Source organism: Ruminiclostridium cellobioparum subsp. termitidis CT1112, from assembly GCF_000350485.1.
GTDB lineage: Bacteria > Bacillota > Clostridia > Acetivibrionales > DSM-1351 > Ruminiclostridium > Ruminiclostridium termitidis.
In genome coordinates, this window is sequence record NZ_AORV01000026.1 from 1 (window position 1) to 24572 (window position 24572).

Consider the following 24572-nt stretch of genomic DNA (forward strand, 5'->3'; position numbering starts at 1 on the left):
GCTCATGGAGGTTAGCTTGAAAGACTTCACTTGCGTTCGTCTTCCAAACTAACCTGTGAATTTATGGCCGTGCGAAATATTCAAAGTATTTTAGCAATACTTTGAAAGCGCACATGGCCAATTAACCTCCTTTATTCGCCACATTGCGATAAAGGATATAAGTTTTCATTACATTTTGTGGCCACAAATGTGGCTCATGGAGGTTAATGTGATAAAAGATAAAAATGATACAAAAAACCGGATACTGCAGGTTTCACTGGACCTATTCTCCCTCAGAGGCTACAGTTCGGTATCCATACGCGATATATGCGGCAAGGTCGGTATAAAGGAAAGTTCGGTATACCACCATTTCAAAAGCAAGCAGGATATTTTTGACGTTCTCTGCAACTCCTTTACCGAAACCCTCTATGCATTACCCCAGGCCTTTTCTGTAGAGATGCAGAAAGTGACCTCGGTAAAGGATGAGGAGTTCATATTCGTATGCCAGAGCTTTGTTAACGACTATCTAATGAACGAAAAAATAAACAAGTTCATCCGGATGCTGATCATTGAGCAAGGCACCAATGTGCAGGCGGCTGAACTGTATCACCGGGTTTTGTTCGACGATGCTCTTGCAGGACAGAAGGTCATATACCAATGGCTGGTGAACATCGGCTTCCTGAGAAATTCAGATGTAGATATGATGGTTATGGAATACTATTCACATGTTATTTATCTGTTTCACCGCTATCTTGCTGCAGGTGAAATAACCGCCGGGATCAGGGCCGAAGTTAACCGGAGCCTGTTAAGGCATATTCAGAATTTTCTGGCAAAATATAAAAAAGTTGATTAGTCAGGGGGTATCAAAAATGTCATATGTCATACAGACAAAAGGACTGGGCAAGTTATTCAAAAAATCCGCTGCAGTCGACAGGGTGGACCTAAATGTTGAAAAAGGTGATATTTACGGTTTCATCGGTCAAAACGGCGCCGGAAAGACCACCACCATACGCATGCTGCTGAATTTGACAAGGCCCTCCTGCGGGACTGTGGAACTGTTTGGAGAAAAGGTAACAGACAGCAGCATATACCGGCATTTGAAGAAAATTGGCACAATCATTGAAACACCGGGGTTTTATCTGAACCTTACCGGAGAGGAAAATCTGGATATCCACCGGATCATGATGGATATTCCGGACAAATCCAGCGTTGACAGGGCTATGAATTTGGTAGGACTGTCGGAGCAGAAAGGTAAAAAAACCCGTCAATACTCCCTTGGAATGAAACAGCGCCTTGGTTTTGCAAGAGCCCTCCTGCACGATCCGGAGCTGCTGATACTGGACGAACCCACAAACGGGCTGGACCCCCAGGGAATCGTGGAAATCCGGGATATGCTTATAAATATTTCAAAGCAGGGCAAAACCATACTCATATCCTCCCACATTCTGGCAGAAGTAGAGAAAATAATCAGCCGGGTGGGTATTCTACACAACGGGAAACTGCTTGAAGAGAGCAGCCGGGAAGTTTTCCTCAAAAAATGCGGCCATTCCATCCAGTATAGGGTCAGCGACCCTGTAAAGGCAGCCGGACTGATAAAAGGACTGGTGAACCAGCCGGATATTACCGTCGACGGGGATCTCGTCATATTAAAAATTACAGAAAATGATAATAGCGGAAAAATTACAAAACTGTTGGTTGAAAACGATATTGATGTAAAGGAAAGCAAGCTTGTTCAGGCTTCTCTCGAGGATTACTTCATCAAACTTACAGGAGGGGGCATTCATGTATAAATTATTAAATCTGGAATTCAGAAAACTGAAGGGGACGTTCCTTCTCCTGCTGGTTCCCGTTACTTTTCTGATACCTCTCATTCTTGTCCTCATCCAGTATGCTTCAGGCCCAAAGGCATCCTTACCGGATATCATAACAAAAAGCAGTGTTTTTATTCAGATGATATCCTTTGCATGTATTGTGATTTCTGGATGTTACATAACCACAAGGGAATATAAAAGCAACATGCTGCCTTACCTGGCTGTTACGCCAAATTCCATGGTCCGGGTCCTGTTCTGCAAGCTCATCCTGTTGTTTATGGAGACTTTTGTACTTCAGCTGGCCATTTTCGGAGCTTTGTTCTGTGTCAACACGGTCGTTGACGGTTTTGACGGTGATATTGCCGTCCGCTTCCTCGTATCGGGCGTCTTAAGTGCATTGTTTCTGGGCTGCCTGATACCGGCCATTATCTTTATAGCTTTATGGAGGCAGAGCTTTGCCGGCTCATCAATTATTTTCCTTGTCCTGTTCATGCTCACATTTCCATTTACTTTCATGAGCTATGGTTATATTTTTCCCCATCTGGTACCCATTATCCTTGTATCCAAATATCTGGGCTATGAACGTTACACCCGAATGGGCTACGGGCCCGGAATCCTGATCCTTGCCGGCACTTTTGCAGCTTTTTCATACCTGTCGGTACGCTGTATAAAGAAAAAGGAGTGATGGATAATGCTGAGATTAATGGAAGCCGAGATAAAAAAACTGCATGCCTCAAAAATGTGGTGGCTGCTTGCGGCCGGGGCAGTATTGCCGGCGCTGATCACCAGCCTTTCCTTCCTGGAGGACAGGGATATTTCATGGCTGATTTTCATGCATGTGGCGCTGCTGATATTCAATGTTCAATCCCTTCTGATCTTTTCCTCCTTTGCAGCCTTCCTCCGGGCCAGGGAATATGAAGAAAACATGCTGGAGGTAATCCTATGTTATCCGTACCCGAAACGTAACTTTCTATTTTCCAAACTGGTTATTATGCTTTTAGCCATTGGAATAACGGTTATTTTATTCGGCATGTGCACCCTGCTTTCAGGTTCAATACTCCTCAAGGCATCACTGCCGCCGGCATTATTCCGGCATTTTATAAAAATCCTGCTGCTTGTGAGCCTGATGCATTTTCTATTGAGTCCGGCAGCCTTTTTTCTTGCAGGGCTCACCCATATGGCCGTATCCGGAGTTATCTACGGAATAGCCGGCATGTGCCTGTGTATGATGCTGTACAGTACTGATTTTATACAATTCATTCCCATGTGCATCCCTTTCGTTCTGACAGATCATATCTTGGGCATGGATGTAATGAAGATCCTGCCTGATTACGGTGTTCACTGGAGCATCCTGGCGGTCTGGCCCGTCCTTTTCCTCTTTGCGGATGCAAAAAAGCAGGAGGATATCTACAGCAGAAGCCAGTAGTCTGCAACCTCTAAAACGTATATTGTCCGGTTGAACCTCAGAAAGCCGGCCGTTTCCACACTCCCCTGCTGTTGGTTCCGGCAAAGATCTCCTTGCCGCTTATGCCCAAAGAGTACACATCAATATTTGTCAAACCCGAATCAAGCTCCCTCCAGTTTTTCCCGCTGTCAGCCGAAAGAAAAACACCTCCGCCATATGTCCCGGCATAAATTGTTGTACCGCTCACGGCCAGAGAATTGACGTTTTTGTTTTTCAGTCCGGAATTGGCCGGATTCCAGCTTTTGCCGCCGGCCTCCCAACTGAAAACGCCGCTCCCGGGAGTTCCGGCAAAGATATTTGTGCCGCTGACGGCAAGAGAAAATATCTGGGAATTTGTCAGGCCCGAATTTACCGGGGTCCAGTTTGCACCATTGTTTGCCGAAACAAAAACACCGTCGCCGAAAGTTCCGGCAAATATATTTTCGCCGTTGACTGCAAGGGAGCCCACATTGAGGTTTGTCAGCCCGGAATTGGCAGGGCTCCAGCTTTTTCCGCCATCGGCAGAGATAAAAATACCCCCTCCCAGAGTTCCGGCAAAGATTTTGGTACCACTGGCGGCAAGGGAATAGACATACCTGTTTGTCAATCCAATATTTACCTCCCTCCAGCTTGCGCCGCTGTCGCCTGAAAGAAAAATACCTCCGCCGTTGGTTCCTGCCAAAATATTGGTACCGCTCATGGCAAGAGAAAAAACATAGGGGTTGGTCAAACCTGAATTTACCGCTTTCCAGCTTTGGCCTCCGTTCTCGGAGAGAAATGCACCTGCCCCATTAGTTCCGGCAAAAATTTTCGGCCCGCTCATGACAAGAGCTCCCACATAAATATTCGTCAGGCCCGTATTAACCGGACTCCAGCTCGTGCCCCCGTCTGCCGAAAGAAAAACACCCCCTCCGTCTGTTCCTGCATAGATATTTTCTCCAACTGCGGCAAGGGAGTAGACATAAGTATTTGTCAATCCCGAATTTATCCCCTTCCAGCTTGTGCCGTCATCCTCCCACAGAAAAACACCTCCGGCCGTACCGGCCAGGATGTCTGTACCGCTTACGGCAAGAGAGTTGATATACTTGTTTGTCAGACCCGAGTTAAGGGCTTCCCAGCTGCTGCCGTTATTATTGGTAAGGAAAACGCCTCCTCCGTATGTCCCGGCGAAAATTGTCCTTCCGCTCACAGCCAGAGAATTTATTTGCAGGTTTGTCAGCCCTGAATTCACCGGACTCCAGCTTTCACCGTTGTCGGTTGAAAGAATAACTCCTCCGTCCTCGGTTCCTGCAAATATATTGTTGCCGCTGATGGCAAGAGAATTTATATTAACCGGTGTGAGCCCTGAATTTACCGAAGTCCAGTTTGTACCGCCGTCTGCAGACAGAAAAATGCCGTTGCCGGTTCCGGCAAAGATACTTGTGCCATTTACTGCAAGGGACAGGACAATAGTATTTGACAGTTCGGAATCCAGCAGCCTCCAATTTGCACCTTTGTCGTTGGAGATATAAACACCTTCCCCGGTTCCTGCAAGGATATCCGTGCCGCTGACAGCAAGAGAATAAATATTGTTGTTGGTCAGCCCGGAATTAACCTCGTTCCAGCTTGTACCATTGTCGGCCGATAAAAAGATACCTCCCCCCTGGGTTCCGGCATAAATATTCCCGCCCTCGATTGCAAAGCAATGGATGTAGCCGCCATAGGGCCCGCTGGTCTGTACCCAGGGTTCGGATGACGATTTCTCAGGAATAAACAATATCACAGACACCAGCAATATCAGAAACGCTGGCAGTAGATAGCGGTATAGCTTTTTCATGTTCTTTCTCCTTGTAAACGGCAGCTGTCACCATTTCATGCAAAAGTTCCCGAGGAAGATGCTGCAGCTGCTGTAATGTGCAGCCGGGATGTATTGACAATAAGCCGCCTGCTTTAAAACAGGCGGCTTGTGAAACTGTTCCGGTCTTAATATTGTGCGAAGCCGAAGCCGCGGTTCTTGAGATTCTGAACAATGGTGGCAATGGCGTTGTTAGTGGTCTGGTACGAATCGTGCATCAATGGATTGCCGCCGGCATTCAGGCTGTTGCAGGCGTTGATGATTGACTGCGTGCTGGCTCCGTTCCAGTCCTGTGTATCAACAGTGGGACTGATGATGGACAACCCCAGTGCCGAACATGCCTGCTGGATGGTGGAGTTGCTTTCGAGATAGGGCAGTCGGATCTTTGTGGGCTTGGGAGCTCCGCCGTTCTGGATGGCTGTGTTGCACGCACTGAGATCGTTATATACCTGCTGATAGCTCCAGCCGGTCATATGCTGGTGGGTCTGGCTGTGGTTCTGGATGCTGAAGCCGGAGTTTTTATATGCATTCCAGCCTGTCTGGTTGCCGGCAATATTCCTGCCGATGACAAAGAAAGTGGCCTTGCTGCAGCCTGCACTTTTAAGGTTGTTTACCAGAGTTGCCGAAGTGCTGTTGTTCGGCCCGTCGTCAAAGGTGAGATAAACATTGCCGCTGCTGCCGCCACCGTCGTTACCACCGGTGCTGCCGCTGATTTCCAGATAGTCCACATAGACATCCCAGCTCCCGGTATCATTGGTCACTATGAGCTGAACGGGGTAGCTGCCTGTTTGCGGGGTGCAGGTGAAGGACCGGACCGTAGGAGTGGTGCCGCTGAAGCTCACTCTGCCCATCTCATAGCCATTCATCCTGACAGCTACCGTAGCGGTGCTGGAATTGTTGGAACACCCTCTGACACTGATGGTTTTCTGGGTGTTGTCCCAGCTGATATTGCCGGTTTGGCAATAATCATTATTGGCATATAAGGCCACCCCGGAAAAGGGTGAATTGATTTTTGCGGCGTACTGACCGCCCAGGGTCATACTTTCGCATTCATATCTGACCGACGCCGCCACTGCCGGTAAACCGCTTGAAAACACTATAAACAAGGAAAACAATAATGCCGTTGCCGAAGAAAGAAATTTTTTCATATACAAACCTCCTTTCTTTTGAAATTTTTATACCAACATGAGTTTTATGATCCTTCCAGGTGATGCTTATGGATAAAAACCGTATGAAGAGGTTTGACTTTGAGCAGCAATAAATATTTTTACAATATTTGAAATTACTTTAATATATTGTAAATTATATTTATTTTTCCATATATTTTAAATGTATTTTTTTTACTGAAATAAGTAATTTTTTTACCAGTTTGTCCTCTTTATATAAAATCAGGGACGTGAAAGTTATCACTCCCACGTCCCTGGCATTGTCATTTCTCTGCTTTATTCAGTATTTATCTATTTTACCGACACATATTTATTGTCCTTTATATAAAATCTCCAGGGATAATCCTTTGCTTCCCCGGCATAGTCAACCCCCACCCGTGCAGTGGATACCATGCTGAATTTTTCATCCGCTCCTTCTTCCACATATAGCCTGCTGCCGCACAAATCTTCACCGTTTAAATTCTTATCGATTAAAAAAGCATTGCATAATTTCCCCGGCCCGTTGGTCAGCCCTTTAATCTGGCTGACAGTTAATTGATCATATGGCTTTTTAAACCTGTTTTGAGACATGAGGTCAAACCCCTCTATGGGTTCCACAGCCCTTATGAGAACAGCCTGGGGATTTCCTTCCTCCCTGGTGACTATATTAAAGCAGTAGTACATACCGTAAATAATAAATACATAGGAAAATCCCGGCCCACCGTACATAACCTCTACTCTTGGTGTTCTTTTCCCTCCATAGGAATGTGCGGCTTTATCCTCGATACCCATATATGCTTCGGCTTCAACGATTCTGGCAGCAATCCTTTGTCCCCCGATGCGGTGTACAAGCACCTTTCCCAGGAGTTCTTTTGCAACTGTCAATGAATCCCTGTTGTAAAAATCCCTTTTCAATATTTTCATTTTCCAATTTCCCATTTCAAAAATTTTTTATCCTAGCAATTGGGAGCTCATACGTTTTCTCCCCTGTCGGCATTCAGCATTTTTTCAAAAGCCTCATAACGGTTGCGCAGTACATTCTCATGATTTTCTTCATCTATTCTCAATTGTTCAAAAAATTTCTTAACTTTTGGATCTTTTGCCTTTTCAGCCAGTATTTGATAACGTTTCTGGGCTTTAATCTCATCTTCAATAGCTTCTAAAATGCCCTCCAATATCTGCTGCATGCAGCTTCCCTCCTTAAACTCATTAATATGAAATCCAATATACTAGTCCGATGGCGGTAATAGTTTTACTACAACCAGTGTTATATCATCTTTTATTTTCTCATATCTTAAAAAATCAGTAAAATCCTCCTGAATCCTCCTGATAATATGAGGGGGATCCATGCAGTAGATTCCACCGAGCAGTCCCTTTAGCCTGTCTTCATAAAATTCATTATTGGATCTCTGCTCCGGCAATCCGTCAGACATAATAAACAGGGTCATGCCAGGGGAAAGCGGCAGAGAAGAATCCTCATAAATTAACAAATCGGCACCTATAGCTGCTGATATTGGGAGCCCCGCACGGTTCAGCTCTACTATATCATCCCCATTTCCGGCCAACAAAGGACAGGTATGCAGACCCGCATTACAATATGTCAATTCCTTTGTCTTCAGATCAAAAACGGCTATGAAAAGGCAAACCAAATATTCGTCCGGATACCCTTCCTTTAAATATTGTTCAATAAAAAAATGCATGATTTCTTTAGGTGACAACAATTGTCCCGGTATATGCTTGAGTCTGAAAAAACTTCTTATTGTATCTTTTACGAAAATAGCCAGCATGGCGCTATCCAACCCATGTCCTGAAACATCGGCTATAAAGCATACATATTGTTCAAAATAATCATCCAGCAGTCCATTTTCCACTTTAAACGCATCAAATAAATCCCCTCCCAGTTCTTCGGCGGGAATATACAGGGAAGAAAAAGATATATTCGGGGTATCGGGAAGACTCTCAGGCAGGGAGCGCTTGTGAATTTTAACGGCATTTGTTATTTCTATATCCAGCTTTTTTCGTATTCTTTCATATTCCACATATTTTTCATTACCGTAAATATATATAAGATTATCCTTCCGGAAAAACTTGAGATGAAGCTTCAACACATGGTGCCTGCCATGTAATAAAAACTCCGCCCAGCCCGTGGGCTCTTCCGACAGACTGTTCAGCAAGGCTTTGGCCTTACCGGCTTGAATGTCCTCAAGTATATCCAAAAAGTTTTTTCCTTGCAGCTCGGAACCGGTATAACCCAGGTATGACTGCATGGCCTTATTGGAGAAAACTATCCGCCCGCCGGCATTGCAAACCAGAATCCTGTCATCAATCATACCGACTATTGTCTCATTTATTTTCGTTGTGTCAAAGTCCATCTCCAACAGTATTCTCCCCCAACTCCACCAGGCTTTTCATATGGTTTATACTATATTTGTTTTTAATTATATCATAATTACTCTTTGTTATCACACAAGCGGAACTTTTTTTGTATTCCCATTCTTCCCGCACAAACCCATATATGGATTTCAGTTCTGTTCGATATCACACTTTGAATACCGGAAGCAATATCTCGTCAACCAATAATTCCAGCCGTTTTGTGTCCACCACCTCACGGAGTAAATTTTCCATACGGATCAAATCAAAAGGCAAAAGAAGTGTCATATCATCCACCTCTTTTAATTTGTCACCGCGCGCTTTGGCCAACCTTAACACTTTTTTCATAACCAGAATGTTTTTTTCCATCGCTCCTGCTTTTATATCAGCTATCTTTTTTCCTGTTTCGCCTGATTTTATACCAGCCATCTTTTCGCTGTTTTGACTCATCTCAAACAGGAAGGCATTCATAACTTCGGTACCGACCCCGGTATAAAACCTCTGGTAGAGTGTAAGCAGCCGCAACAAGTCACTGCGCAGACTTCCGGTATCCTCTATCTTGTCAATAAGATCACCGTCCAGTGCAAGCGCGGATTTATACAACATAATCTCCCGGATCAGGTCAAAGGTTGTAGTCCACCGCCGGTACAATACGGTTCTGCTGGTTTTGGCATTCTGTGCAATTTGCTTGAATGTAAGATTGGAGTAACCAACTTCCCTGATAATCCTGATGGTGGCATCATAAATATTGTCAATCAGTACGTCACCGCGCCTTCGCGTATTTTTATCCGGTTCTTTCATTTTTACTTATCTCCTGTTTACAAGACTTTTAATCATTATATCACAAAACTTATTAAGATACATGTTGACTCTTATTTTTCGAGATAGTATAATAATACAAAATAAGATACATTATGTACTGTAAAGGGGATGTTTATTTGAAAGATGTCGATTTGAAAAAAGAGAAACTTCCAAAGGGTATCATCGGTATTTCGCTGATTTTAGTACTGGGAGCACTCCCTCCGATGCTGGATGCTACCATTGTAAATATTGCTGTCAATGATTTGACCAAACTGTTCTCGGTCACCTTTGCCTTCATGCAATGGGCTGTGACCGGATATTCCCTGGCTCTGGGCATTGCTGTCCCGTTCTCGGGATGGCTGATCCAGAAATTTAACGGCAAGAAAATATTTATGGGTGCACTGGGGCTCTTCCTGCTCTCTTCGCTGCTTTCCGGTCTTGCATGGGATATACGGAGCCTGATTGCTTTTCGCGTCTTGCAGGGCTTTGCATCAGGGCTTTTGATTCCAACATTGACCACCATGATCGTCCGGGCAGCGGGAGCGGAAAACCTTGGCCGCCTGATGTCCATTGTGGGAATCCCAATTGTTTTCGGCCCCATAGTGGGGCCGATTATAGGCGGCCTGATTATGAAGCATCTGACCTGGCGCTGGCTGTTCTTTGTAAATCTCCCGGTGGGAATCATCGCACTGCTCCTGATGCAGTGGAAGCTTCCGGAATTTGAAGCTGCCGACACCGGTGCCAGGATGGATTGGCCTGGAATACTGCTTCTGGGACTGACCTCGGGAATGTTTATTTTCGGCGTTACCGAAATCAAGGGGGCAGACCACAGTATTGCCGGAGTTCTGTTCATTTTAACCGGTGCCCTCTCGTTGGCAGCCTACGTTCTTTACGCCTTGAGGACAAAGGAGAAGGCATTGATTCCCCTGAAACTGTTCCGGTCCAAAAATTTCAGCGCTTCATTTATTTCACTGTTTCTGGCGGGATTTGCCACCAACGGTCCAATGCTTCTCTTACCCATGTTCTTCCAGAACGTGCGCGGCCTGGACAGCATCACATCGGCACTGTGGCTCATCCCTCAAGGGACGGGCATGCTGGCCACAAGATCCCTGGTGGGAAAGCTGACCGACAGGATAGGTGCACGTTTCGTAGTCCTGCCCTCAATAGCAGTCACAATTCTGGGCACCCTTCCCTTTGCTTTCTTTGACATGGGAACCAGCCATTGGTTTATATGGCTTATCCTGCTTTTAAGGGGCATGGGCGTTGGCGGTGTGACCATTCCGGTTATGAGCGATTCCTATGTAGGGCTGGAGAAGGGGCAGATTGCACAGGCCAGCGTCGCCACGCGCATCATACAGAATATTGGCGCAGCTTTCGGTTCGGCTATTCTGGCAACTGTTGTAAGCAACTCCCTTAACGGAAAAGCAGTTACAGCCGCCAATGTCTCCGGGGCCTATCATGCAGGGTTTATTACGAGTCTGCTCTTCATGATGACTGCTATTATACCGGCATTATTTCTAACCAATAAAATCAATACAGCAGATAAAACAAATTAAACAGACCATAATGACAGAAGTACCGGTTAATCAGTATTGATTTATATTTGCAAAGTTGGTAAGCTAATTGACACAAGGCGTCAAACTATATTTTATTCTTTACCATGAGAGGTGCAATATGAAACTCTGGCCCGACCAGAAGCCGTATTATTCTGTCAATCATTATTATCAACAACTCTTCGGCCATAAAGCCTACAAAATCTCGTTGGATATTGGTTGTACCTGTCCTACCAGAGACGGCAGAAAGGGCATTGGCGGCTGCACCTTTTGTTCTGCAAAAGGTTCGGGCGATTTTGCCATCACAGGGCCAATGGATATGCGCAAAAAAATTGACTCGGCGATTGAACTGGTCTCGGCAAAAAGCGGTTCAAATGGCTATATTGCCTATTTGCAAGCCTTTTCCAACACTTATGGACCGGTGGACCGGCTGGTGCCTGTCTATGAAGAAATCCTGGCTGATGAGAGAATTTTGGGCCTTGCCATCGGTACAAGGCCGGATTGTCTATCAGGCAGGATGATTAAGGAGCTTGGGCGTTTATCTGAAATCAAACCCCTATGGGTGGAACTCGGGCTTCAGACAATCCATCAAAAGACAGCAAAGCTTTTTAACCGGGGATATGATTTGTCCGTTTATGAAGATGCTGTTTTGAAATTAAATTCAGCTGATATTCCGGTGATTGTTCATCTGATTGTCGGACTCATGGATGAGACTTATGAGGATTTCATGGCAACCATAGACTATATGGCAGAACAGCCCATAAGCGGCATTAAGCTGGCCATGCTGCACATATTGGAAGACAGCCCTTTATATAAATACTATGAGAAAGAGCCCTTTCCCCTGCTGGATGAAGCAACTTATATAAAATGGGTGGCAGAAGCCATCACCCGTCTGCCCCAGGAAATGGTTATTCACAGAGTGACCGGAGACGGCGATCACAAACACCTGATTGCACCTAAATGGAGCGGGCATAAGCGTCATGTGCTTAACGGGTTGTATCAATACATGGCCAGGCATGGCATGTATCAAGGACAGGCACTCGTGAGGTAATATCTCTCATTGTCAGAACCACTCAGCCCTCTTAATTTAAATTTTGCTTTAACTAACCTGTTGTGTCTAAATGAAATTTTGTTTTTGCTTTACAGTTAGCTCTATTTAGAATCAACTGGTACGCGAGGACAACTTCATGAAATAAGATGCACAGTTAAAAACAATTGCTATAAATTGTCGACAAAATTAAAGTGGTTTTGCCGTCAAAGCAGCAGGACACTGCTTTGAGCTGCAAACCGAGACAGGATGTCGAGTTTGAGCGACGGCAAAAAAACTTTAAGTGAGGCGATACAATTTTTGTAATTGTTTTTTGGCATCCTTATTTCATGAAGTTAGTACGGAAGTTACCAGTTGATATAAAAAAGTTACATAATCTGAAAAGCACAACAAGTTAATTTAAGTAGAAAATTATGAATAATATTGTGCTGGCCAATGCGATACTAATGTATGAAAATGTTTAATTCATGGGATGTGTCAGAATGTGCCGATATCTGTCGGCAGCATAGGCAACGGTCCCGGAAGGATTCCTTATGAGAAGCAAAACAAGCATTTTATATATGGTATTTATATGCGCATTTCTGGCAGCGGGCTGTAGTTTACCAAAAAAGGACATACCCCAAAAAGAATCTGTTGATACTGCACCTTTACCGTTTGAAAATAAAAATGAGATAACCTCAAAAAATGATTTTGCAGGCAAAGCTGAAGAATCTGAAGAAAAGAAAAAAAAGGAAGAAAAATATGACAATAAAATTGCGTATATCACAATTGACGATGGTCCCTCTACCAATAATACCGTAGCAATTTTAGACATACTCAAAAAAGCTGAAATCAAAGCAACTTTTTTTGTACTTCCCAAAAGCCACATGGATGATATTTATGCACGCATAGTCAACGAAGGCCATGTGCTCGGAAATCATTCCTACTCCCATTCCAGGCATATATATGCTTCTGCGGATGACTTTGAGAAAGATGTATTAAAAGCAAAAGCCTTTATATATAAAAAGCTCAACTATACAACAACGGTGTTCAGGTTCCCCGGGGGAACCCTGGGAAGAAAAAAGAGCATTATTCAAAAAAGAGCCGATATCCTGGAGAAAAACGGGTACCGGTATTTTGACTGGGATGTATCTGTTGCGGATACCGATCCCAGCTTGAAAAATTACGGAGATGAAAAGTTTATAGTAAACCTTATGACAGGAAATGTACTCCATAATACCCGCGGAAAAAAGCAGCTCATCGTACTGATGCATGACGATTCTACAAAAATATACACAGTAAAGGCACTGCCCTCTATTATTGAAGGATTGAAAAAGCAGGGCTATACCTTTGATGTTTTAACAAATTACAAAAAGTAATACCTTTATATGTCTACATGTCTTTTATCTGCATGCCGGATTTCATGATCCTTTGAAATGTGGTACTCCTCAATCATCATCTTTATAAGTACCCCTCAATCGGTACTTTTCAATTGCATCCTTCAATTTTACTTCTGAAGCATACAGCCGCATACTCAACTGCAATCCTTTCCAGTCCATAGACATTATTCCGGTGGCTTATACTGGCATGTCTGAATTTTTTAATTTGTTGACAGCTTAAGTGAAATATAGTAATATATCAAAGTAATCATATAAGAATAGTATGATTTATATGTTATATAAAGTACTGCCAGGGCCATATCCGGATTTTGATATAGTGAAAGGAGCATATTATTTTGGATTTTGATTTTATTGCAGAATACACACCTATGTATGTTACTGCAGCCGCACTTACGCTGAGGATTGCATTCTGGGGAATCATTTTCTCTCTGGTGACAGGACTTATCTGCAGTTTGATTCAATATTATAAAATACCTGCTTTGAAACAGCTTATATCAGGCTATATTGAATTATCCCGGAATACGCCTTTACTGGTCCAGCTGTTCTTCCTATACTTTGGCCTTCCCAAGCTGGGTATAATTATCAGTTCCGAGGGTTGTGCAATACTTGGCCTTTCCTTTCTCGGCGGCAGTTATATGGCCGAGGCTTTCAGGAGCGGATTGGAATCCGTGGAGAAGGGGCAGGTGGAGGCAGGACTCAGCATTGGCCTGAAGCGCAGTCAAATAATCAGATATATTGTTTTGCCCCAGGCTATCTCAGTTTCAGTGCCCGCCTTTTGCGCAAACATTATTTTCCTCATAAAGGAAACCTCTGTTTTCAGCGTGGTGGCACTTGCAGATCTGATGTATGTTGCAAAGGATTTAATAGGGTTGTACTACAAAACCGATGAAGCACTGCTCATGCTGGTTTTATCCTATTTTGTCATCCTTCTGCCGGTTTCAGTTATAGCGTCATTACTGGAGAGGAGGCTGCGCTATGCAGGATTTGGGAATTAGAGTACTTTTTGAAGGAAGCAATTTATTACGCCTGCTGGGCGGCTTGTGGATTACTGTAAAAATAGCTCTTATCTCTGTGGCCATTTCCTTTGTATTGGGAATTTTTCTTGGTATAATAATGACCTTTAAAAACCCTGTGACAAAAGCGATAACAAGGCTCTATCTGGAATTTGTCCGGATCATGCCCCAGCTTGTGCTGCTTTTCCTGGTTTATTTCGGTTTGACCAGAGCTTTTAACATCAATCTTTCGGGACAATTGTCGGCCATAATTGTTTTTGTTGTATGGGGAACCGCTGAAATGGGAGACCTGGTAAGGAGTGCCCTTATTTCCATATCAAAACACCAGTATGAGAGCGGAACGGCTCTGGGGCTGACCAATCTGCAGGTATACAGGTATATAATTATTCCCCAGACAGTGCGGAGGCTGCTCCCTTTGTCAATAAACCTGATGACACGCATGGTCAAGACCACTTCCCTGATTGTTCTCATCGGTGTTGTAGAGGTTCTGAAGGTAGGTCAGCAAATCATCGAGGCCAACCGTTATACTGCACCCTCGGGTGCACTGTGGATTTACGGAACTATTTTCCTTCTTTATTTTATTGTTTGCTTCCCCATTTCACGTTTGGCCGGACGGCTGGAAAAACGCTGGATGAATTGAAGTCTTATATGGAGGTTAGCTTGAAAGACTTCAATTGCGTTTGTCTTCCAAGCTAACCTGTGAATTTATGGCCGTGCGAAATATTCAAAGTATTTATCAATACTTTGAAAGCGCACATGGCCAATTAACCTCCTTTATTCGCCACATTGCGATAAAGGATAATTACTTGCATAACATTTTGTGGCCGCAATGCGGCTCAAAGCCATAGTATGGCTTAGGAGGTTAATATGGCACAGACACAAAAAGTGCTGGAAATCCGGCATTTAAAAAAACAATATGGAAATGATGCGGTTTTGAAGGATATCTCTCTTGATATTCACCAGGGTGAGGTTGTGGTGATAATAGGTCCCTCGGGCTGCGGAAAAAGCACTCTCCTCAGATGCATCAACGGACTTGAGCCCATTCAGGCAGGAGATATACTGCTGGACGGGAAGGCCATCACCGACGGTAAGACTCAATGGAGCCAGATACGCCAGAAAATAGGCATGGTATTTCAAAACTACGATCTGTTTCCCCACATGACCGTATTGGATAATGTACTGCTTGGCCCTTTAAAAGTGCAGGGCCGTAATAAGCTGGAAGCTGCCGTTGCTGCAAAAAAGCTGCTGGAACGTGTGGGCCTCCAGGATAAAATTAATTCCTATCCCCGCCAGTTGTCGGGCGGCCAGAAGCAAAGAGTAGCTATCGTACGGGCCCTGATGATGGAACCCGAAATGATGCTGTTTGATGAAATCACTGCCGCGCTGGACCCTGAAATGGTGCGCGAAGTGCTGGATGTAGTTCTGGAATTGGCAAAGGGCGGAATGACCATGATTATTGTTACCCATGAAATGCAATTTGCAAGAGCAATTGCAAACCGCATTGTATTTATTGACAGCGGTGAGATAGTGGAGACCGGAAATCCGGAAGAGTTTTTTACTCAGCCAGAAACTGAGCGTGCGCGCAAGTTTTTGAATATATTTAATTACTGACAGAAAGAGGGATTTATTATGAAAAAATTAAAAAGAATTTTATCATCAGCTCTAGTGCTGATTCTTGCAATTACACTTTTTGCAGGCTGCGGAGCCGCCGGCTCTTCAAGTGCCGATTCATCGGCCGCAAAGACTTCTTCAGCAGGCAATACGGCTGCCGGCACCGCCAGATCACTGGAAGATATAAAATCGAGCGGTAAAGTCATCATCGGTGTATTCAGTGATAAGGCTCCATTTGGTTATGTAGATGAAAAAGGAGCGTACCAGGGTTATGACGTTTATTTTGCAAACCGTATAGGTAAAGACCTGGGAGTAGACGTGGAATTTGTGTCGGTTGAACCTGCCAGCCGTGTAGAGTATTTGAAAACCGGCAAAGTAGATATTATTCTTGCAAATTTTACAGTTAATGAAGAGAGAGCTCAATCGGTAGATTTTGCACTTCCATATATGAAGGTGGCACTTGGAGTTGTCAGCCCCGATAAGTCACTGATCACTGATGTAGCCCAGCTTAATGGCAAAACTCTGATCGTTGCCAAAGGAACCACTGCCGAAACCTATTTTACCAAAAATCATCCGGAAGTAAAATTGCTTAAGTTTGATCAATATACCGAAACCTATAATGCACTTTTGGATGGACGAGGAGATGCTTTTTCAACAGACAATACCGAAGTTCTTGCATGGGCTTTGCAGAATAAAGGCTTTAAAGTTGGAATAGAAAGTCTCGGATCTCTTGATACCATTGCTCCGGCTGTTCAAAAGGGCAATACCGGGCTGCTGAACTGGCTCAATGATGAGATTAAAACCTTAGGTAAGGAAAACTTTTTCCACAAGAATTTTGAAGAGACACTTGCCCCTGTTTACGGAGATGCAGTTGACCCCGACAGTCTTGTGGTTGAAAGCGGCGTTGTAGAGAAATAATTTTCTGTCGCAATTGTAAAATAAAATAATTAATAAGACCGAAAAGTTAACGCAAAAGGCTCCTGTTTACAAGCAGGAGCCTTTTTGCGCACTCTTCAGGTCAGAGCGTCCAGTTAATCCATATTATCGCTGCCAATACCTGTTTACCTTTGATCACTGATTGTAGCAACGCTATTGCTGTTTACCAATTCAGTCAGCGGGTCGTAAGGAGCCCCGGTAGGTGTGCCGACCAGCAATGCAATATCAACTGCATTTTCCGGATTCCCCCAGGAATTGCCTGAAATAACGAAAATCGCCCTGTCAACTACAAATCCACGTGTATTGTAAACAATATTATTGATAATGTGACCTGTGGAATTTGGATTCAAATATGCAGGCTGCCTGAGAGAGTAAAAAATGTTTTCTTCCACAATCAAATTTGTTACATTCGATTGCGTTAAAAAGCCCCGGTTTACTACCCAATCGGTAGATGGCCCTGCTTGAGGCGGTCCAAAAATCACATTATCAACAAGCTTATGATTTGCTCCGGCAAGTTGAATGAATTCAACAGCATACGGAGCATTACTGGTAATGGTTAATCCGTCGATTGTAACACCGCTTCCGGTAACAAGAAAGGCTATTACAGCTGCTTGCAGCACAATCATGGTGCTCGGGTATCCCATTAATGTCACACCTGCTTTATTGACTGCCACTGTAGAAGTAATATTATAAGTTCCTCCCAGTATGTGGACAGTTCCTGTAGGAGAAACAGCTGCCAAACCTTGCTGTATCGTTCCGAAAGGATTCGCATGTGTACCGTTTCCATCCACCGCACCGGCTTGAACATATACCTCAAATGGGTTAGGTTCTATTGTGCCTGTCGGTCCCGCAGGTCCGGTTGGTCCTATTGGTCCCGTTGGTCCTGTCGGACCTGCCGGGCCGGTGACTCCTGTGGCTCCCGTCGGGCCGGTTGGACCGGTTGCTCCGGTAACTCCTGCACCTGTCGGTCCTGCCGGACCTGTGGCTCCTGTGGCCCCCGTCGGGCCGGTTGGACCGGTTGCTCCGGTAACTCCTGCACCTGTCGGACCTGCCGGTCCGGTTGCTCCTGTTGCCCCCGTCGGACCAGTTGGGCCTGTCGGGCCGGTGGCCCCCGTTGGACCCGCCGGTCCGGTTGCTCCTGTAGCACCTGTCGGGCCAGTTGGACCGGTGGGGCCGTTTATAATAGGAAATTGCAAAACAAGCCCGGAATAAAGATGACGCCAATAGGCGTTCTTTTTTTGAGCTTTTTTATCTGGTCGGATCCTTATGGTGCTAATTTTTCTTAATTTCATATTTTTATGGGGCTTTGTCAACAGCTCCAAGTTGACCCGAAGTGGCAGGGTTTGGAGAGGCTCCCCAACAAACAAGTTTTTGTAGGTTCATCCTACAAAAAATATATAACTGTGGCCACAGCTGTCCTGCTTGCCGTTTAGCAAAACTCTTTGAAACAGTGTAAAAAACGAGGACTTTATCCCCCGATTTCAGGTTTTTCCATATTCGTAAACTTAACTAAAATACTTAATATGTTTGACTATGAGGGAGACTTAATTTTAGTCTCCCTCATAGATGATTGTGAAGCATTGTATTTTTATTTTTGTACATGTATTGCTATTTGCAAAAGGTATTTCGTGGGGTCTGTTGTGGATATTTCATCGAGCAAATATTCTTCATAAGCATGACCGCAAATCTTTAAACCAACTTCATCAATATAACTGTAAAGGCGGGCGTATAGATGATGGCTTTTAGCATACTCCGTATACTCCTGACCGATAACATATAATCCCTCTGGTTTCTCTGCGTTATTCGGGTAGCTATTTCCAGACAAAGGGCGATAGTAGTACCGGGAGGAACGTTCAAAATTTCCATGTATCAAATCTGCGTGGTCAATAATAGCCCCGGTTGGCAATCCGCGAATGACCTGACGTTCCTTGCAAAACTCATAAAAGTCTACAAGATAATACCAGCCCTCCAATATATGGCTGTCTGCCGGAAGCTCTGGCCCCCTTAAAACCGGCCCCATTAAAATTGGTGTCGCTTCGCATTCTTGTATAGTAATCGCATTGATATTAGCATCTACGCGAAGCCCCTTTTCAGCCAGATCAATTCGTGTGTCCAGCATTTCACTAATTTGTACCAAAGTCTTGATTTTCTCCTGGACAATCTTCTTTTGTGTACCTAACATACGAATTAGTTTTTCCGGGTATCGCCCGCTTAAATACTCTTTAATTTCTTTCAAAGGCATCCCAATCTCCCGCAATACAGTAATGACATTCGCAGTGTCTATCTGCTGATATGTGTAATAGCGGTACTTATTATTCTCATCTATCATTGTGGGCGATAAAAGTCCAATTTCATCATAAAACAAAAGGTTCCTTCGTGTAATTCCTGTTACCTGCGCAAATTCACTAATTTTCATACAATTTCTCTGCATTATTTTTTTCCTCTTATTGTCGTTTCTATGCTTGACTGTTCAGTATATGTATAGTTTATAATGCTATCTTGTATAAGTCAACTTTGCTTAAGGAGGAAAAAAATATGTTAAATCACCTTACAGATTATAAACAGCTTAACAAGCAATTTGTTAAGTATGTTATTCCATCTATTATCGGAATGCTTGTTCAAGCACTCTATATTATTTTGGATGGCGTTATTGTTGGACAGGGAATTGGTGAGGTTGCTCTCGGTGCCGTAAATGTCGTGTTCCCCTTCAGTATGATTGTTATTGCGCTGTCCATGCTGATCGGGGTGGGTGGAGCCAATGTATATTCTTTTCACAAAGGTCAAGACGAAATTAAGAAAGCAAACAATATCTTTTGCCAGTGCCTCACCGTATCCGTTATTCTTGGTGCTGTATTAGCATTGATAGGCTTCTTCTTCCGTGAAAGCCTTTCCATATTATTAGGTGCAAATGAAGATTTGCTGCCCTACGCTACCGCTTATATGAAATGGTCAGCACCTTTTTCAATGATACAGATAGTGGCATTCGTGCTTTCCGTTTTTGTCCGTAATGATGAAGATCCCAAAATCGCTATGCTCGGTTCTATTTTCGGGGCGGTTATCAACGCAATCCTCGACGTTATTTTTATTCTCGTCCTGCACTATGGAATTGAGGTGGCCGCCATCACGAACGGTATCGGCGTTTCCATCGAGTTTGTATTCTATATTAGCCACTTCATCCGAAAAAAGGGCATGCTGCGAATCCGCAAACCAGTATTTCATTTTAGCGAGATAAAAAGGGTTGTGAGTAACGGCGTTTCGTCCGCTCTGATGGAGTTCAGTGTACCTGCTGTTACGCTTTCCTTTAACATTGCAGTCGTTCGCGCTGCTGGAACCGTGGGCGTGTCCGCCTATGCTATAGTTTGCTATGTGACTTCTATTATAAGCATGGTGGTATTAGGCGTCACACAAGGTACACAGCCGCTTATGAGCTTTTATCATGGCAAGGGCGAAAAGAAAACATTTTCTCACGTGTACAGCCTTGGAAAACGCACGAATATCGTTGCTTCCATTCTGTTGGCCGGAATTTGTATCCTCTTTGGCAGAGAGATGGTTCCCTTATTCCAAAGCGGAAGTTCGGTAGAGTTAACGGAATTAACAGCTTATATCCTCCGTCAGTATTCAGTGGCCTACATCTTTGTCGGCCTTGCGCTGATGAATATTCTCTTTTTCCAGACCACGGAACGGAACAGATACGCAACGCTGATTTCTTTCCTGCGCTGCATGGGCTTTACACAGGTGTTTATATTGCTTTCCGTCTTTGCATTTGACGCAAAGTGGCTGTATCTGGCATACTTTGCCGGTGAACTGTGCCATTATTTTATTTCTCAATTGTTGGTAAGAAGGACAATGAAAGGTATTGAGGTCGGTACTGAAGAAACGCAGGCTGTTATTGAGTCGGCCTGTGTAAATACAGGTTGTGTTATTACAATTAGCAGGGAATACGGTTCGGGAGGACGCATCATCGGACGCAGGGTGGCGCAAGCCTTGAATATTCCCTTCTATGACAGAGAAATTATAGGCTTGGCTGCGGAGCAGGCACAGTTATCCGTAGGAGCTGTTGAGCAATCCGACCAAAAGATGGAGAAAGGCTTTGAATACGGGCTGTACATCGGGCGGAAATATATGCCCATTCCCGATCAGGTTTTTATCGCGCAAAGCAAAGTAATTAAGGAAATCGCAGACAAGGGAGCTTGCGTGATTGTAGGTCGATGCGCAGACCACATTTTGCAGGGCAAGGAAAACTGCATTCACATTTTTATCCATGCGCCCTTTAAGCAGCGTGTTCGTCGGGCTATGGGGGAATATGGGTTAAAGGCGAAGGACGCAGAACAAGCCGTGCAGAATAACGATGTGGCCCGGGAAAGCTATTACAACCACTATACAGGTGCAAAATGGGGTGACGCACATTACTACCACTTATCTATCAACAGCAGTATGGGAATAGAACAATGCGTAGAGCTGATGCTACATACTGAAAAAATAAAAGGAAAGTACAGCAAAAAACGGGCGTGAAGTGCGCCCATTTTTTATTTAACATCTTTCAGGGATTTTCCCTCGAAGGCATTTTTATGCCCTTTTTTGACTGACTTTTCATTGGACAAGGAAAACTGCGGCTTCAAGCCCGATGATATTCAGCGCGTAGTTTCCGGACTTCATTATGTTTTTGATATGAAGTCTATTGAGGAAGCTGACGAGCATTACTGCAACAGTCCCTATTGACTTCGGGCTCACATGACAACCGGGAAGTGCATATATTGAATCATGCCATTAAAGGAGCATGATAAATGATTACTTCCGCAATGATTGATAGTTTTATGAGCGTAAATATGGAAACGGTTGATATAGGAAAGCTGGTTGATATAAGTATGCTGGAGTTTGATAATTCCCTTCCGAAAGAAAACCGGCCGGCTTATGTTTTGGAAAAGCTGAAAAATCCCTTGTGTTTCCGTTGTGGCGAAGTAGGAGTAAAACTTGAATTTGACGATACTGCACCATCCGTTCAAGAGGTACTTGCGAGCTTCATGATACGCAAGAAAAGCGGTTTATAATGCGCATTTCAACCTTATTCACATTACTCCAGGATGACATGGTATGGGTGTAATGTAATAGAAAGGAGGACACATGGCAAGAGCAGCCAACAGGCAAAATATCGTAAAAGTAACAAACAAAAAAAGGATATGGTATGCAGGGCTTTATATCCGTTTATCGCGTGAAGATAAGCGTGGAAAAGACGAATCGGAAAGCATTACCAACCAAAGACTTATTTTGACAGACTTCCTTGAACAGCAGGACGACGGCGACGAATACGTTTTTGTCGGAGAATATGTTGATGATGGCGTGAGCGGCACGACGGACGAAGAACGAGAAAATTTCCAGAGGCTGTTAACAGATATTCAAAAGGGTAAAATCAATTGTGTAGTTGTCAAGAACCTTGCCCGGAGTTTCCGCAACAATGGCGATCAGAGCTACTATCTTGGCGATTGGTTTCCAAGGAATAATGTGCGGTTTATCTCTCTTTACCAGCAGCCCATTGATACTTACAAAGACCCGCAAAACGCGCAAAACATAGCAGTTCCGGTTCAAGGCGTTTTGAACGAGGAACACGCCAGAGGTACTTCGGAAAGCGTCAGGAGAACCTTTGACAAGAAGCGGGAAAAAGGCTTGCATATTGGCTCCTTTGCGGCTTACGGCTATCAGAAAGACCCTGAGGATAAAAATGCTCTTGTCATTGACGGGGAAGCTGCAGAAAATGTCAAAAGCATTTTTGCCTGGTTCTTGGAGGGCATGAGTAAAAATGCCATTGTGCACAAGCTGAATGAAAGCGGTATTTTATGCCCGTCGGCTTATAAGAAGAACAAAGGTATGAAATATAAAAATCCGAGCGCCAAGGGAGGCAATCCTTTGTGGTGTGCAATGACTGTCAGTAACATTCTAAAAAACCGCATTTATGTTGGTGATATGGTTCAGGGCCGTTACCGCATTAAGAGCTATAAAATCCATGTGCAGGAAACCGTCCCGGAAGATGAATGGTTTATTGTAGAGAATACCCATGAACCTCTCATCAGCCGTGAAGATTTCGCCCATGTACAGGAGCTTTTGAAAAAAGATACCCGTACCGCACCGAAAGAAAAAACGCTGTACCTATTCAGCGGATTTCTCCGCTGTGCGGATTGCGGCAAAGCTATGACGCGAAGCAAGGCCAGAGGAAATGTATATTACTATTGCCGCACCTACAAAGACCAGTCAAAAACAGCCTGTACCAAACATACGATTAAGCACGGCCACTTAGAACAGGCTGTATTGTATGCAATCCGGCAGCAGGTGTATATTGCGGTATCCTTTTCTGACATTGTTTCACGGATTAACACGGCTCCACCGCAAAAAAGCCAGTCTATCCGGCTGAATGAATTGATAACGGCAAAAGAAAAAGAGCTTTCCAGTATTTCACACTACAAGCAAAGCATTTATCAGGACTGGAAAGACGGTGAACTTACTCATAAGGATTATCTCCAGATGAAGGAAGCTTATGAACGTCAAATAGAAACCATTAACGAGGTCATACGCAATCTGCAAGAGGAAAAGGCACAGCTTGAAAATGGTACTGATGCGGAAAACCCATTTTTGGCATCCTTTCGGAAGTATGGAAATATCGACAAACTGACAAGGGATATTTTGATTGAATTTGTTGAGACAATCAAGGTATTCGAAAACGGCAATATCAGCGTCAAGTTGAAATTTGCCAACGAGTACCGCAGAGTTGCGGAATACATTGAAGTCAATACCCATTCAAACGCGGTTTAGGCAGACCGTATTTGAAAAGCAGTATGTTTTCCTAATATAACCGCTCCGGTGGCCCCCGTTGGACCCGCCGGTCCGGTTGCTCCTGTAGCACCTGTCGGGCCAGTTGGGCCGGTTGGACCCGTGGGACCTGTAACTCCGGTCGGCCCCGTCGGAACCACACCTCCGGACATTAAGGATACATCATCCACAACCACATTAGCTGTGCCGGGATCACCCTGTTTGCTAATTGATACTATTGCCATTGTTGTCCCTGGAGGAGCCGGAACAGCAGTTCCGGTAAAAAGCTGCCAGTTACCCAGGGATGCATCTGGAAGAGTGTTTGGAGGGATACTTATTACCAATCCCAGTCCAAGAAAGCTAAAAGATGCATTAAAATATGAAATAGTGATTGTTGTAAGCGGGTTGGGCAAAGCCCCTATTTTCCCGAGATATGCGGAAAAGCTGCTACTGCTGCTGAAATCTCCTTGTACAATTTGATATATTACTGAAATACCACTTTGAAGCAGTGCGGAAAAGTTTCCGGAGTGCCTATACAGGGAAGTAATACTTGCATTGTCCACAAGCCAGGGAGGAAATGAGCCTGTCTCAAAGCCGCCGTTTACGATCAATTCAGCCATTTTTGAATTTTCACCTCCTGAAAGTTATGGGTATAGCATGCTGTAATGTATACATGCTCTTTAACATTATATGATCGCTGGCTGTGTTTGGTACTTAGCTTAGTTAAAGACCTTGGGGCAACCGGGAATTTGTACCGGTTAAATCTGCGGTGTGCCGGGTGCTTGAAGCGGCAAAACACTTGATATCCTTAAGGAATCCTGTCATCTGTAAAAACAAAAATCCAGGCCAA

The 24572-nt window shown here is 44.2% G+C and carries 23 protein-coding genes; 14 read left to right on the forward strand and 9 right to left on the reverse strand.

The window, feature by feature from the left end:
- The first annotated feature begins 208 nt into the window (after positions 1-208).
- The 4 genes from CTER_RS07325 to CTER_RS07340 are packed head-to-tail and all read left to right on the forward strand — an operon-like array spanning position 209 to position 3216.
- Positions 209-832 (forward strand): TetR/AcrR family transcriptional regulator, encoded by a 624-nt coding sequence (locus CTER_RS07325; RefSeq protein WP_004624935.1) that lies wholly within the window; start codon positions 209-211, stop codon positions 830-832.
- A gap of 16 nt (positions 833-848) precedes the next feature.
- Entirely contained in the window at positions 849-1769 is a 921-nt protein-coding gene (locus tag CTER_RS07330; protein WP_004624978.1) for an ABC transporter ATP-binding protein, read from the forward strand.
- Positions 1762-2475 (forward strand): ABC transporter permease, encoded by a 714-nt coding sequence (locus CTER_RS07335; RefSeq protein ID WP_004624890.1) that lies wholly within the window; start codon positions 1762-1764, stop codon positions 2473-2475. Before CTER_RS07330 ends, CTER_RS07335 begins: the two co-directional genes overlap by 8 nt.
- Positions 2476-2481: 6 nt before the next feature.
- Entirely contained in the window at positions 2482-3216 is a 735-nt protein-coding gene (locus CTER_RS07340) for an ABC transporter permease (RefSeq protein ID WP_004624784.1), read from the forward strand.
- Positions 3217-3253: 37 nt separating this feature from the next.
- Here CTER_RS07340 and CTER_RS07345 read toward each other — a convergent pair whose 3' ends face one another.
- The 6 genes from CTER_RS07345 to CTER_RS07370 all read right to left on the reverse strand — a co-directional run bounded on the left by CTER_RS07345 (position 3254) and on the right by CTER_RS07370 (position 9384).
- Complete coding sequence (locus CTER_RS07345; RefSeq protein ID WP_004624871.1) at positions 3254-5050, reverse strand: WD40/YVTN/BNR-like repeat-containing protein; 1797 nt, start codon at positions 5048-5050, stop codon at positions 3254-3256.
- A 146-nt stretch (positions 5051-5196) separates the two neighbouring features.
- The gene (locus CTER_RS07350; protein WP_004624928.1) at positions 5197-6216 is read right to left on the reverse strand and encodes a polysaccharide deacetylase family protein; all 1020 of its coding nucleotides are present in this window, start codon (positions 6214-6216) and stop codon (positions 5197-5199) included.
- Positions 6217-6525: 309 nt separating this feature from the next.
- Entirely contained in the window at positions 6526-7137 is a 612-nt protein-coding gene (locus CTER_RS07355; protein WP_004625012.1) for a DNA-3-methyladenine glycosylase, read from the reverse strand.
- Between the two features lie 47 nt (positions 7138-7184).
- On the reverse strand, positions 7185-7400 hold the full coding sequence (locus tag CTER_RS07360) for a ferritin family protein (protein ID WP_004624755.1): 216 nt from the start codon (positions 7398-7400) through the stop codon (positions 7185-7187).
- A gap of 42 nt (positions 7401-7442) precedes the next feature.
- Complete coding sequence (locus CTER_RS07365; RefSeq protein WP_242834955.1) at positions 7443-8585, reverse strand: SpoIIE family protein phosphatase; 1143 nt, start codon at positions 8583-8585, stop codon at positions 7443-7445.
- Between the two features lie 166 nt (positions 8586-8751).
- The gene (locus CTER_RS07370) at positions 8752-9384 is read right to left on the reverse strand and encodes a TetR/AcrR family transcriptional regulator (protein ID WP_004624914.1); all 633 of its coding nucleotides are present in this window, start codon (positions 9382-9384) and stop codon (positions 8752-8754) included.
- A 113-nt stretch (positions 9385-9497) separates the two neighbouring features.
- On the opposite strand from CTER_RS07370, the gene CTER_RS07375 reads away from it, so the two are divergent.
- The 7 genes from CTER_RS07375 to CTER_RS07405 all read left to right on the forward strand — a co-directional run bounded on the left by CTER_RS07375 (position 9498) and on the right by CTER_RS07405 (position 16906).
- Positions 9498-10940, forward strand: coding sequence for an MDR family MFS transporter (locus tag CTER_RS07375; RefSeq protein ID WP_004624815.1), 1443 nt, complete (start codon positions 9498-9500; stop codon positions 10938-10940).
- Positions 10941-11058: 118 nt separating this feature from the next.
- Entirely contained in the window at positions 11059-11988 is a 930-nt protein-coding gene (gene mnmL / locus CTER_RS07380) for a tRNA modification radical SAM protein MnmL/YtqA (protein ID WP_004625096.1), read from the forward strand.
- A gap of 530 nt (positions 11989-12518) precedes the next feature.
- On the forward strand, positions 12519-13343 hold the full coding sequence (locus CTER_RS07385) for a polysaccharide deacetylase family protein (RefSeq protein ID WP_004624731.1): 825 nt from the start codon (positions 12519-12521) through the stop codon (positions 13341-13343).
- Between the two features lie 356 nt (positions 13344-13699).
- Positions 13700-14359 (forward strand): amino acid ABC transporter permease, encoded by a 660-nt coding sequence (locus tag CTER_RS07390; protein WP_004624970.1) that lies wholly within the window; start codon positions 13700-13702, stop codon positions 14357-14359.
- Positions 14340-15017: an amino acid ABC transporter permease gene (locus tag CTER_RS07395; RefSeq protein ID WP_004624881.1), complete on the forward strand. Its 678-nt coding sequence runs from the start codon at positions 14340-14342 to the stop codon at positions 15015-15017. Before CTER_RS07390 ends, CTER_RS07395 begins: the two co-directional genes overlap by 20 nt.
- A 227-nt stretch (positions 15018-15244) precedes the next feature.
- Positions 15245-15988 (forward strand): amino acid ABC transporter ATP-binding protein, encoded by a 744-nt coding sequence (locus CTER_RS07400; RefSeq protein WP_004624829.1) that lies wholly within the window; start codon positions 15245-15247, stop codon positions 15986-15988.
- An 18-nt stretch (positions 15989-16006) separates the two neighbouring features.
- Positions 16007-16906 (forward strand): cysteine ABC transporter substrate-binding protein, encoded by a 900-nt coding sequence (locus CTER_RS07405; protein ID WP_004625067.1) that lies wholly within the window; start codon positions 16007-16009, stop codon positions 16904-16906.
- Between the two features lie 143 nt (positions 16907-17049).
- Here CTER_RS07405 and CTER_RS28725 read toward each other — a convergent pair whose 3' ends face one another.
- Positions 17050-18120, reverse strand: coding sequence for a collagen-like protein (locus CTER_RS28725; protein ID WP_242834943.1), 1071 nt, complete (start codon positions 18118-18120; stop codon positions 17050-17052).
- A gap of 392 nt (positions 18121-18512) precedes the next feature.
- On the reverse strand, positions 18513-19340 hold the full coding sequence (locus tag CTER_RS07415; RefSeq protein WP_117387145.1) for a MerR family transcriptional regulator: 828 nt from the start codon (positions 19338-19340) through the stop codon (positions 18513-18515).
- 119 nt (positions 19341-19459) lie between these two features.
- Between CTER_RS07415 and CTER_RS07420 the strand changes: the two genes are divergently transcribed.
- The 3 genes from CTER_RS07420 to CTER_RS07430 all read left to right on the forward strand — a co-directional run bounded on the left by CTER_RS07420 (position 19460) and on the right by CTER_RS07430 (position 23725).
- Positions 19460-21436 (forward strand): cytidylate kinase family protein, encoded by a 1977-nt coding sequence (locus tag CTER_RS07420; protein WP_004624735.1) that lies wholly within the window; start codon positions 19460-19462, stop codon positions 21434-21436.
- A gap of 272 nt (positions 21437-21708) precedes the next feature.
- The gene (locus CTER_RS07425) at positions 21709-21972 is read left to right on the forward strand and encodes a DUF6870 family protein (RefSeq protein WP_004625018.1); all 264 of its coding nucleotides are present in this window, start codon (positions 21709-21711) and stop codon (positions 21970-21972) included.
- Positions 21973-22045: 73 nt separating this feature from the next.
- A complete protein-coding gene (locus CTER_RS07430) occupies positions 22046-23725 on the forward strand; it encodes a recombinase family protein (RefSeq protein ID WP_004624740.1) in 1680 nt (559 codons plus the stop codon).
- Here CTER_RS07430 and CTER_RS27945 read toward each other — a convergent pair.
- Complete coding sequence (locus tag CTER_RS27945) at positions 23722-24342, reverse strand: NTTRR-F1 domain (protein ID WP_004625026.1); 621 nt, start codon at positions 24340-24342, stop codon at positions 23722-23724. The genes CTER_RS07430 and CTER_RS27945 overlap by 4 nt on opposite strands.
- Between the last annotated feature and the right edge of the window lie 230 nt (positions 24343-24572).